The organism is Thermosynechococcus sp. TG215 (assembly GCF_031583455.1).
Classification (GTDB): domain Bacteria; phylum Cyanobacteriota; class Cyanobacteriia; order Thermosynechococcales; family Thermosynechococcaceae; genus Thermosynechococcus.
In genome coordinates this window covers 568,771-580,834 of sequence record NZ_CP134178.1, presented here as the reverse complement: position 1 = coordinate 580,834, position 12,064 = coordinate 568,771, and the positions used below count along the sequence as shown (strand labels likewise).

At 55.8% G+C, this 12,064-nt stretch carries 6 protein-coding genes; 2 read left to right on the top strand and 4 right to left on the bottom strand.

Translation table 11 applies throughout. From position 1 onward, the window contains the following. The first annotated feature begins 18 nt into the window (after nucleotides 1-18). The gene (locus RHJ02_RS02605; RefSeq protein ID WP_310437979.1) at nucleotides 19-1,755 is read left to right on the top strand and encodes a diflavin flavoprotein; all 1,737 of its coding nucleotides are present in this window, start codon (nucleotides 19-21) and stop codon (nucleotides 1,753-1,755) included. 9 nt (nucleotides 1,756-1,764) lie between these two features. Here the strand turns inward: RHJ02_RS02605 and RHJ02_RS02600 are convergent, their stop codons facing one another. From RHJ02_RS02600 to gyrA, 4 genes are all read right to left on the bottom strand, one after another. Further along, on the bottom strand, nucleotides 1,765-2,214 hold the full coding sequence (locus RHJ02_RS02600) for a hemerythrin family protein (RefSeq protein ID WP_206200947.1): 450 nt from the start codon (nucleotides 2,212-2,214) through the stop codon (nucleotides 1,765-1,767). Between the two features lie 120 nt (nucleotides 2,215-2,334). Beyond that, nucleotides 2,335-3,417, bottom strand: coding sequence for a class I SAM-dependent methyltransferase (locus RHJ02_RS02595; protein ID WP_310800424.1), 1,083 nt, complete (start codon nucleotides 3,415-3,417; stop codon nucleotides 2,335-2,337). A 50-nt stretch (nucleotides 3,418-3,467) separates the two neighbouring features. Next, nucleotides 3,468-4,457 carry a hopanoid-associated sugar epimerase gene (gene hpnA / locus RHJ02_RS02590; protein WP_310437978.1) on the bottom strand — a complete coding sequence of 330 codons (990 nt, stop codon included), beginning with the start codon at nucleotides 4,455-4,457 and terminating at the stop codon, nucleotides 3,468-3,470. Further along, nucleotides 4,454-7,015, bottom strand: coding sequence for a DNA gyrase subunit A (gyrA, locus tag RHJ02_RS02585; RefSeq protein WP_310453230.1), 2,562 nt, complete (start codon nucleotides 7,013-7,015; stop codon nucleotides 4,454-4,456). The genes hpnA and gyrA overlap by 4 nt, the downstream gene beginning before the upstream one ends. A gap of 380 nt (nucleotides 7,016-7,395) precedes the next feature. Between gyrA and gltB the strand changes: the two genes are divergently transcribed. Further along, on the top strand, nucleotides 7,396-12,021 hold the full coding sequence (gltB, locus tag RHJ02_RS02580) for a glutamate synthase large subunit (RefSeq protein ID WP_310800423.1): 4,626 nt from the start codon (nucleotides 7,396-7,398) through the stop codon (nucleotides 12,019-12,021). Nucleotides 12,022-12,064: the final 43 nt, after the last annotated feature.

Below are 12,064 nucleotides of genomic sequence, written 5' to 3'. Positions count from 1 at the left end.
GTTTTCAGGAGGTGTCCAATGCTCACGGAAACTCGTCCCCGTGATGTTCAAGTCGCAGAAATTGCGCCCGGGGTTTTGGTCTTGCGATCGCGCACTTGGGATCGGCTGAAGTTTGAAGTGGAGTACGGCCGTCAGCAGGGAACCACCTCCAATTCCTACCTGATCCGAGCACCCCAACCCGCCCTGCTGGATCCGCCAGGGGAATCCTTTACCCAAATTTATTTGCAGGAACTCCAGCAGCACATTGATCTGAGTCAACTGCGGTACCTGATTCTTAGTCATGTCAACTCCAACCGTCTGGCGACCGTCAAGGTTTTGCTGGAAAAAGCGCCCCAGATCATTATCGTCTGCTCTAAGGCAGGGGCAGTAACCTTGCGCTCCACCCTTGGCGAGCAATTGAATCTCTGGATTCCCCGTGCGGAAACACCCCTAGAGTTAGGGGGCGATCGCCAACTGGAGTTTATTGCTGCTGCTACGCCCCGCTGGCCCGATGGCTTGATCACCGTTGATCCTCAGAATCAAATTGTGTTTACCGATAAGCTCTTTGGTGCCCATGTCTGTGGCGATAGCCTCTACGATGAGCAGTGGAAAAAACTCGATGCGGATCGTGCCTACTACTTTGAATGTTTGCATGCGGCGCAAACCCGCCAAGTGGAAAGCATTTTGGATCGCTTGGTAGAACTGACACCGCCACCGCGCCTCTATGCCCCCGCCCACGGCCCGATCGTCAAGTTTAGCCGTAGCCGCCTCTTTCAGGACTATCGCGACTGGTGCCAAGCCCAAACGGAACAGGACACCAAGGTAGCACTTTTCTATGCCTCTGCCTATGGCAATACAGCAATTCTAGCCAACGCGATCGCCCAAGCCCTAACGGCAGCCGGTGTGCAAGTGGAGGCCATTAACTGTGAAACCACACCCCCAGCAGAAATGCAAGCCCTGATCCACAGTAGCGACGGCTTTATTATTGGCTCGCCCACCCTAGGGGGACACATGCCGACACAGGTGCAGACCGCCTTGGGGTTTATTTTGGCGGAGGGCAGCAAAACAAAGTTAGCGGGGGTCTTTGGCTCCTACGGCTGGAGTGGTGAGGCCATTGATGACATTGAACAAAAGTTGCTTGATGCTGGTTATACCCTTGGCTTTGAAACGCTGCGGGTGAAGTTTACCCCCACGGCGAGCGATCTTGAAAAATGCCAAATTGCCGCCAACGAGTTTGCCCAAGCCCTGAAGAAACTGCGCAAGAGTCGCACCGTCCGCCCCCCCAGTCTCGTCGAGGCACAGGTGGATCGCACCGAGCAGGCAGTGAATCGGGTCGTGGGTTCCCTGTGTGTTCTGACCACCCTACCGGAAGGGTGTTTTCACCTCACCCAAGCGGCAGCGATTTTGGTGTCGTCGGTCTCCCAAGCCTCGTTTAATCCCCCCGGTATCACAGTGTCCTTGCCGCAGGAATGGGCAGAAAGCCTCTGCTTGGTGGGCGATCGCTTTGTCTTGAATATTCTCAAGGAAGGCAGTCCCCTCGTTCGCCAATTTCAGCAGGCACAACGCCTTGGTGAGCAACAATTAGCCACCCTTGGCCTCAAAAGCGCTGAGAGTGGTGCCCCGATTTTGCTCGATGCCCTTGCCTATTTGGAATGTACGGTAGAGTCCCGCATGAACTGTGGCAACCACTCGCTGATCTATGCCGTGGTCGAGAGTGGTGAATTGCTGCAAACCAGTGGCTTAACGGCCATCCAACATCGCAAAACCAGTGGTTAGTCCCGAGATCTAAAAGGCAGTTTCCGCCGTCAACTCAGCCGCTTGTTGCTGTGCTAGCTCCTCGGGATGGGTGAGCAGGTAGAGCATTGGCAGATCTTCTTCGCGAATATGGCGCACGACTAGAGCACCAATCGCCTCAATCGTCTCTGGTGTCAGCTTTTCGGGATGACCCTGCACCTGCTCAAGCACCCCACTCAAATCCCGTAGCAGATTTTGGTGAGCCGCACGGTGGGAGAGATAGAGGGGATGGTTGGCAGCAGCCATCAGAGTTTCTTCGTGCTGGAAGTGGCGTTCTGTTTCGCTGGCGCACTCTAGTAATTGCGGCTTCACTTGCGAAAAGGTTGCTCCCTCAGCGATCGCCGAGCGTAACTGCTGTAACATCGCCAGCAGTGCCTGATGTTCCTGATCGATTTCCGCCAAGCCAGAGACAAACTCCGCTTGCCATGCCAGCCCATCCATCAATTAACCCTCCAGACTGCCACAGGGAAAAGACATTTTGACATACTGTGTTCAGCCTAGCAGCCCCGCATCGCAGGAGGTGGGCACCGTTACAAAGTGTAGCGGACTGGTACCTTTGGGCTAAGAAGGCTTAACGGCCACCCAATACTTACTCATAAAGTGGTGCTGCACCTCTTTGACCACTAGGCCTGCTTTTTCTAAGCGGATGTTGAGATCATCTTCAATGTAATTCCGGTAAAAGGGCTCGTGGAAAAGGTTGGCAAAGTTTTCCATCATCGGGCGCTGCTCTGGGGAATCCAGGGCTTGAATCGAGTCACAGATGACAAAGACACCCCCCGGCTGGAGAACGCGGGCACATTCATTGATCACGTTTTGGCGCACTGGGGCGGGCAGTTCATGGAAGAGAAAGACACAGGTGACGGCGCTAAAGTAGTTGTCCACGTAGGGTAGGGTCTCGGCATTCCCTTGAATGAGTTGTGGCAAATCCCCGGTCTGGGTAGCAAGAAGTGAGTTGGCCTTGCGCAAATAGGTGGGCGACAGATCAATGCCAAAGAGGGCTGCGGCCGGGAAACCATAGCGCAGTTGTTTTAGGGTGCGACCAGTGCCACAGGCAACATCGAGAATGCGTACAGGTGGCGTAGGAGGATGAGTGGCAAAATGTTGGGCAATGGGAGCAATCACGCGCCGCCGCATCGCATCTGCCGTACCGCCAAAGAGCAGTTCCACTTGAACATCGTAGAGGTTGGCCGAGGTCTCACTGAGGTAGCCATCGGTTTGGTAGTGGAAGTTTTGGCGATAATACTGCGGATAGTCCTCAAGGCGCACGTCCTTGGCAAATTCCTGAAATTGGCGCGATCGCGCCCGCTGCCACATCTGCAGCAAATCTAGCCACAGTACCGGATAAAAGCGCAAAAATTCTTCCCAAGGGGCATCAAAGAGAAGTGTGGGGGGATACAAGCCAGCCACCGCATCCTGCCAATCCTGCTGGAGTAGGGCTTCATAACGTTCCTTGAGCCATGCTTGCAACTCAGGGCTGAGGGGTTGCGTCCGCTCTTCGGTGGGAAAGAGAGTATTGAGAAGACGAGCACTCAGGGTTTTGTGGGCGATCGCGAAAATGTTTTTGCCCCATTGCAGGGCTTGGTAGCCACGATGAAGCGTCTCTTCCACAAGCGGCAACTGCGAGGTAAAGGGCGCAACCAGCATAGTTCTTAACTAAACTTCATAATTTCCATTCCTCAACTATATCGCAAACCCTAGGGGCAGTACCCCCGTTCGCGGTACCAAGTCACGGCGTCTCGGAGCGCCTCCTCAATTGGCGTCTGGGGCAAGCCCAATTTGGCCACGGCTTTGCGGGCATCGTAAAACATTTTTTGCTGTGCCATGCGCACTCCGTCAACGGGGATGGTTGGTTGTTTTCCCAAAGCCCCCAGCACCACTTCATCGAACCAAGCTACTACGAGGGGAATCACCACAGGAATTTCGCCAAGGGGACGCGGCAATCCAGTTATCGTGGCTAGGCGTCCTAGAATTTCTGCCAGTGTGAGGTTGTGGTGGCCAAGGATGTAGCGTTCACCGGTTTTGCCCTTTTCCAAGGCTAAGAGATGACCGATCGCCACATCCCGCACATGGATCAGGTTCAACCCCGTGTTGACATAAAAGGGCATCTGTCGCCGCAAAAAACGCAGGATCATCTCGCCAGTGGGGGTGGGCTTCGCATCCCAAGGGCCAATGGGGGTACTGGGATTGACAATGACAATATCTTGCCCTTGGCGGATTGCCGCGTGAGCCACCTGCTCTGCCCAGTACTTGGAGCGCTTGTACTCGCTAATCAGCTTTTCGGGGGGGCTTTGGTAGGCTTCGGTGGTGGGTTGGCCACTGGGATCCACACCAATGGCGGCCACGGAACTGGTGTAAACGGTGCGCTCAATGCCAGCCTCACGGGCAGCAGCTAAGATGCGACGGGTGCCCTCCACATTGACGGCATAGAGGAGGGGGCGATCGCGCCGCCACAGACTGTAATGGGCGGCAACATGGAAGAGCACTTGGCACCCTTGCATCAAGGGCACTAAGTCACTGGTGCGGAGATCCCCCTGCACCAACGCCACATCCCACGCTTTGAGATGGGCAGCCTGCTGCGGTTGGCGCACAAGGGCACGGACACGATACCCCCTCTCGGCAAGGACTTGTGCCACATGGGTACCGACAAAGCCACTGGCACCCGTGAGAAAGGCGGTGGTGCTCAATCTTCCTCAGCCTCCATGCTACCGGGGGGCAAGACGGCTGCCGTGACAATCACATCATCCTCATCTAGGCGTTGCAGACGGACGCCCGTGGCCGATCGCGACTGCGAGGAAATATCCATCACCTTTTGGCGAATAATGATGCCGCGACTGGTGACAATCATCAATTCATCCTCGGCATTGACAATCCGCAGAGCCGCCAGTTGATCCTCGTTACTTTTGGCTTTGAATTTGGTGGCGGTAATGCCCATGCCGGCGCGGTTTTGCAGCCGAAACTGTTGCACGGGTACCCGCTTGCCGTAGCCATTGGTGGTAATCACCAGTACCCAAGGGCCTTCACTGTGCGCCACCGTCTCCTCAACGTCTTCCATCTCGGCACTGTCATCCTCCGGGGGGGTAGCAAAACGGTTGGCGATCGCCGCCGGCAGAATATCCATCCCCACTAGTTCATCCCCCGGACGCAGGCTCATGGATTTGACCCCCCGCGTGGCACGGCCAAGGGGGCGCAGTTGATCGTGACTGGCGCGAAAGTGAATCGCCATGCCCTGCCGCGAGCCGATGATAATGGTGTCCTCTTCGCGGGTACGCCGCACCCACCGCAGTTGATCCCCCTCCTCAAGGGAAATGGCAATCAGGCCATTGGTGCGGATATTGCTAAAGGCCGCTAGCGCCGTTTTCTTAATGAAGCCCTTGCGGGTGAGCATCACCAGATACTCATCTTCCCTAAACTCTTGGACGGCAATGACGGAGGTAATTTTTTCCTCGCGGGGAATGGGCAGCAGTTGGACAATGGGGGTGCCGCGGGCTTGGCGCGAGCCACTGGGAATTTGGTAGGCGGGCAAGGCATAGACTAAACCGCGATCGCTAAAGAAAAGAATGCGATCGTGATCATTACAGCTAAAGAAGTGCTCAACGGCATCATCCTCTTTAATCTCTGCCCCTTTGCGTCCCCGCCCATCGCGACTTTGGGCTTCAAAGGTATCCACGGGCATCCGCTTGATGTAGCCCTGCTGGGTAACGAGAATGACGGATTTATCGTTGGCAATTAAATCGGTGTCGCTAATCTCGCCATCCGCTTGCACAATCAGCGATCGGCGGGGCGTGGCAAACTTGGCCTTGAGGTCGGTGACTTCTTTTTCAATAATCTCCAGTACCCGCTGGCGATTGGCCAAAATATCGCGATAATCGGCTATTTGCCGCTGAAGGTCTGCGTGCTCCCGCTCAATTTTTTCCGCCTCTAAGGCCGTGAGGCGTCGCAGTTGCATCTGCAAAATGGCATCGGCTTGGGCTTCACTGAGGGCATAGGTTTGCATCAATTGCTGACGAGCAAGGGTCGTGTCACTCGCACTGCGAATGAGTTGAATCACGGCATCGAGATTGGCCAGCGCCACCAGCAACCCTTGGAGCAGGTGATCCCGTTCTTCAGCCTTGCGCAGGGCATAGCGGGTACGGCGGGCGATCGCCGCTTCACGGAAACTAAGGAACACCTCTAAACTGCGTTTGAGGGTCAGCAATTGCGGCTCGCCGTTGACGATCGCCAGCATATTGGCACCAAAATTCACCTGTAGGGGGGTTTGCTTGTAGAGATTGTTGAGTACCACCCGTGGGTAGGCATCCCGCTTTAGCTCAATCACCACCCGAATGCCATCGCGATCGCTTTCGTCCCGCAGATCGGCAATGCCCTCAATTTTTTTCTCGTTGACCAACTCGGCAATTTTTTCCATCAGCGCTGCCTTGTTGGTTTGGTAGGGCAACTCCGTCACGATAATCGCCTCGCGGGGTTGGCGACCCGGTGCTTCAAGGGTTTCAATCGTGGCCACTGCCCGCAGTGTCATCGAGCCGCGACCGGTGGTATAGGCCTCTTCAATGCCCCCTTGGCCGAGGATATGCCCCCCAGTGGGAAAATCTGGCCCCGGAATGTAGCGCATTAGCTCGCGATCGCTGATCTGGGGGTTATGAATTAAGGCCACCAGCCCATCCACCAGTTCTCCCAAATTATGGGGTGGGATATTCGTCGCCATCCCCACGGCAATGCCAGAGGTGCCATTGAGCAGCAACTGGGGAATCCGCGCCGGTAAAACTAGGGGTTCCTGCTGCGAGCCGTCAAAGTTATCAACAAAGTCAACGGTTTCCTGCTCGATGTCCTGCAAGAGGGCTTCTGTGGCTAGGGCTTGCAGCCGACACTCGGTGTAGCGCATCGCTGCCGGCGGATCATTGTCAATCGAGCCAAAGTTGCCATGGCCTTCAATGAGGGGGTGACGCATAGAAAAGTCCTGCGCCATCCGCACGAGGGCATCATAGACTGCGGAATCGCCGTGGGGGTGATATTTCCCTAGCACTTCCCCCACCACACGGGCACATTTGCGGAAGGGGCGATCGCTGGTCAGCCCCAACTCATGCATGGCATAGAGAATGCGGCGGTGTACGGGTTTGAGACCATCGCGGGCATCGGGAAGGGCACGCCCAACAATAACGCTCATGGCATATTCAAGGTACGAGCGCGAAATTTCGTCCCGCAACTCAGTGGGAATGATCCGAGAAGAATCAGCAGCAAAGCTCATGGGCGTGTTTTACCAAGCAATTAATCGGGAAGCCTTGTTGTTCAGTTGGAAAATTTAATGATATCACGCCAGCCTAAACGCCAACCTTAACCCCTCTCTGCTGCGGCGTTCTAGCCCTCAAGTCAGCCTCAGCGATCGCTGGTTTGCCGGCTCCTATGGCCAAACCTTAACAATCTCTTGCTTTGGCGTTTCTGGATCCAAGCGAAGCCCCTATAATAGCGAAAGACCCTATACGTTGCTCCATCACCAGCCCTCTCTAATCTCTGTATACTGTCGCCTTGGCTCCTCCCTTCGAGTCGTGGCGTTTTTCAGTCCCTAGAGCTGGTTGCTGTTGTCAAGACAACGTTAGACCCCTCAGTCGATTGAACGCTTTCAGACCCATGCAACAATCCGCCTTTTCTTCCCCCGTGCATCAAGTTGGTTACCATGGACAGCCTTGGCTTGTGGCCGAGCGAGATGCCTGTGGTGTGGGTTTTGTTGCCCATCGCAAGGGGATAGCTAGTCATCGCATCTTGACCCAAGCCCTTGAGGGATTGACCTGCCTTGAACACCGCGGGGGCTGTAGTGCCGATCGCGACTCTGGGGATGGGGCTGGCATCATGACGGCGATTCCGTGGGAGTTGTTGCCGGAGTTTGGCGTGCCGCGGCAGCGGATTGGGGTGGCGATGATCTTTTTGCCCCAAGGGGCGGCAACGGCAGCGGCAAAGGGGATTGTGGAACGGGTGCTCAGTGAAAATGAACTGCGCCTGTTGGGCTGGCGAGCAGTGCCCGTGAATCCCAGTGTTTTAGGGCGCCAAGCAAGGCAAAATCAGCCCCAAATTGAACAGCTCTTTGTGGCTTCCAGTAAAGCCAGTGGTGATGAACTGGAGCGGCAGCTCTACTTAGCGCGCAAGCGCATTGAGCGGGCGATCGCCCAAATCAAGGCGGACTGGCGACAGGACTTCTATATCTGTTCCTTTTCCACCCGCACCATTGTCTATAAGGGCATGGTGCGCTCGGCAGTACTGGCCCAGTTTTATGAGGATTTGCGCAACCCCAACTACATCACCCCCTTTGCCCTTTATCACCGCCGCTTTAGCACCAACACCATGCCTAAGTGGCCCTTGGCGCAACCGATGCGGATGCTGGGACACAACGGCGAAATCAATACCCTCTTGGGGAATATCAACTGGATGCGGGCACGAGCCGCCCAACTGAGCCATCCCTATTGGGGCGAAGCCTTTGCGGATCTCATGCCCATTGTCAATGCCGAAAATAGTGACTCCGCCAACCTCGACAATGTGCTGGAATTGCTGGTGCAATCGGGACGGCAGCCCCTGCAGGCAATGATGATGCTGATTCCCGAGGCCTATCAAAACCAGCCCGATTTGGCGGATCACCCCGAGGTGGTGGACTTTTACGAATACTACAGTGGCCTTCAAGAGGCGTGGGATGGTCCAGCACTAGTGGCCTTTGCTGATGGCAAAATTGTCGGCGCCACCCTTGATCGCAATGGCCTGCGACCTGCACGCTACACCCTCACTAATGACGATCTGGTGATTGTCTCTTCCGAGGCGGGCAGCATTCAAATTGATGAAGCAACGGTGATTGAAAAAGGCCGCCTTGGCCCTGGGCAGATGATTGCCGTTGACTTAGAACACCAAGAGCTGCTCACCAACTGGGAAATCAAACAGCGGGTGGCACAGCAGCAACTCTACGGCGAATGGCTGAAAACCTATCGCCAAGAACTTGCCCCTCAACCCTATGGCGAAACCCCCACCCTCGAAAGCCAAACCTGCCTACAACAGCAAATGGCCTTTGGCTTCAGCGCCGAAGATGTGGAAATGATCATTGAGGTCATGGCCAAGGATGGCAAGGAACCCACCTTCTGCATGGGGGATGACATTCCCTTGGCGGTGCTGTCGCAACAACCCCACCTACTCTACGACTACTTCAAGCAGCGCTTTGCCCAGGTCACCAATCCGGCCATTGATCCGCTGCGGGAAAAACTGGTGATGTCCTTGGTGACTCGCCTTGGTGCGCGGGGGAATTTGCTCGTTGAAAGCCCAGAAGATGCCCGCCTGCTGCAACTCAATTCTCCCCTCATTAATGAAGCAGAGCTAGAGGAAATTCTCAAGGCTCCTTTTGGTACCACTCGGCTCTCGACACAGTTTGCGATCGCCCAAGGGCCTGCGGGGCTTGAGGCCGCTGTAAATCGGCTCTGTGAACAGGCCGCTGCCGCCGTCAAAGGAGGCGCCGAAATCCTTGTGCTCAGCGATCGCCACAACCTTGCTGGCGAACCCCATCTTTTGGATGCCGACACGTCCTATATCCCACCCCTATTGGCGGTGGGGGCAGTGCACCACCATTTGATTACCCAAGGCATTCGCCGTCGCGTCTCCCTTGTCGTGGAAACAGCCCAATGCTGGAGTACCCATCACTTTGCCTGCCTGATTGGCTATGGCGCCGGAGCAGTGTGTCCCTACTTGACATGGGAAACAATTCGCCAGTGGTGGCATAGCGATCGCACCCAAAACCTGATGGCCAAGGGCAAACTGCCGCAACTGACACTGCAACAGGTGCAGGCCAACTATCGCAAAGCCGTGGAGGAGGGACTCCTAAAAATCCTCTCCAAGATGGGGATTTCTCTGATTGCTAGCTATCGCGGTGCCCAAATTTTTGAGGCCATTGGTATTGGTGATGACCTGCTCAACAAGGCCTTCATTGGCACTACGTCGCGGGTGGGGGGTCTGACGCTTCAAGACTTGGCTCAAGAAACCATTGCTTTTCACCACAAGGCCTTCCCCGAACTCACCGCCAAGAAACTGGAGAACTTTGGCTTTGTCCAATTCCGTCCCGGTGGCGAGTACCACATGAATAATCCGGAGATGGCCAAGGCACTCCACAAAGCCGTGAGCAGCAATAGCTATGACCATTACGAGGTCTATCGCCGTCAACTCACCGGTCGGGTACCCACAGCCTTGCGGGATCTGCTGGACTTCCAGAGCGATCGCCCCAGTATTCCCCTCGAAGAGGTTGAACCCGCCAGTGAAATTGTCAAACGCTTCTGCACAGGGGGGATGTCCTTGGGTGCCCTCTCGCGGGAAGCCCATGAGGTGCTGGCGATCGCTATGAACCGCCTTGGCGGTAAATCCAACTCTGGCGAGGGGGGCGAAGATCCGATTCGCTTCCAAGTGCTGACGGATGTGGATGGTGAGGGGCACTCTCCCCAATTTCCCCATCTGCGGGGCTTGCGCAACGGTGATACCGCCAGTTCCGCCATTAAACAGGTGGCCTCTGGGCGCTTTGGCGTTACTCCAGAGTACCTGATCAATGCCCAGCAAATTGAAATCAAGATTGCCCAGGGCGCGAAACCGGGGGAAGGCGGTCAACTGCCGGGCACGAAAGTCAGCCCCTACATTGCTATGCTGCGGCGATCAAAGCCGGGCGTGTCCTTAATTTCGCCGCCGCCCCACCATGACATTTACTCCATTGAGGATTTGGCGCAACTGATCTTTGATCTGCACCAGATCAATCCCCAAGCGCAAGTCTCCGTGAAACTAGTGGCCGAAATTGGTATTGGTACGATTGCTGCTGGGGTGGCAAAAGCCAACGCCGACGTGATTCAAATTTCCGGTCACGATGGTGGCACCGGTGCTTCGCCCCTGAGTTCGATTAAGCATGCTGGCAGTCCGTGGGAATTGGGGCTGACGGAGGTGCACCGCGTTCTTTTGGAAAATCAACTGCGCGATCGCGTGATTCTGCGGGTGGATGGTGGCCTCAAGTGTGGCTGGGATGTGGTCATGGGGGCTCTGATGGGTGCCGAGGAATTTGGCTTTGGCTCGGTGGCAATGATTGCCGAGGGCTGCATCATGGCGCGGATTTGCCACACCAATAACTGTCCCGTGGGCGTGGCCACCCAAAAAGAAGAACTGCGCCAGCGCTTCCCCGGTATGCCTGAGCATGTGGTGAACTTCTTCCTCTTTATTGCCGAAGAGGTGCGCTCAATTCTGGCTCAACTGGGCTACCGCAGCCTGAACGAGATCATTGGCCGGGCGGATTTGCTGGTACCGCGCCAAGATGTTACCCTTGCAAAAACTGCACCCCTAAATCTGGATTGCTTGACGAAGCTGCCCGACACGCGGCACGATCGCCAGTGGTTGCAGCACGAAACAGTGCACAGTAACGGTGCCGTTCTCGATGATGAAATTTTGGCACGCCCAGAGGTGCAAGCCGCCATTGAGAAGCAGCAAACCGTTGAATTAGAGCTGCCCATTGTCAACACCGATCGCACTGTCGGGGCACGCATCGCGGGTGCCATTGCCAAAAAGTATGGCAACACGGGTTTTGAAGGTCAGATTACCCTCCACTTCCGAGGCAGCGCTGGCCAGAGCTTTGGCGCCTTCAATCTGCCGGGGATGATCCTCAACCTCACCGGCGAAGCCAATGACTATGTCGGCAAAGGGATGCATGGGGGTGAAATCATTATCAAGCCGCCGGCCAATGCTCCCTATGCGGCTGCGGAGAATGTGATTATTGGCAACACCTGTCTCTACGGCGCCACGGGGGGGTTTCTCTTTGCCAATGGCCGCGCCGGTGAACGATTTGCTGTCCGCAACTCCAAAGCCTCTGCCGTTGTCGAGGGCACAGGGGATCACTGCTGCGAATACATGACCGGTGGGGTGGTCGTGGTCTTGGGCACTACGGGTCGCAATGTGGGTGCCGGTATGACCGGTGGCTTGGCCTACATCTTGGATGAAGCGGGTAACTTCCCCGCCAAGGTCAACCCCGAAGTTGTCAAACTCCAGCGGGTCACCTCTGCCATTGGTGCCGCCCAACTCAAACAACTGATTACTGCCCACCACGAGCGCACGGGGAGTGCCAAGGCCGCAATGATTCTGGAGCAGTGGGAGCACTATTTACCCCTCTTCTGGCAGGTGGTGCCGCCTTCGGAAGCCAATACCCCGGAAGTGGTGGGTGAAGTGGCCACTGACAGCGACAGCAAAGTACTCAGTCCCCTTTCCTAGAGGATTGGTCTTTTTAGGCAGCCTAAAATTAAGGGGAAAGCCT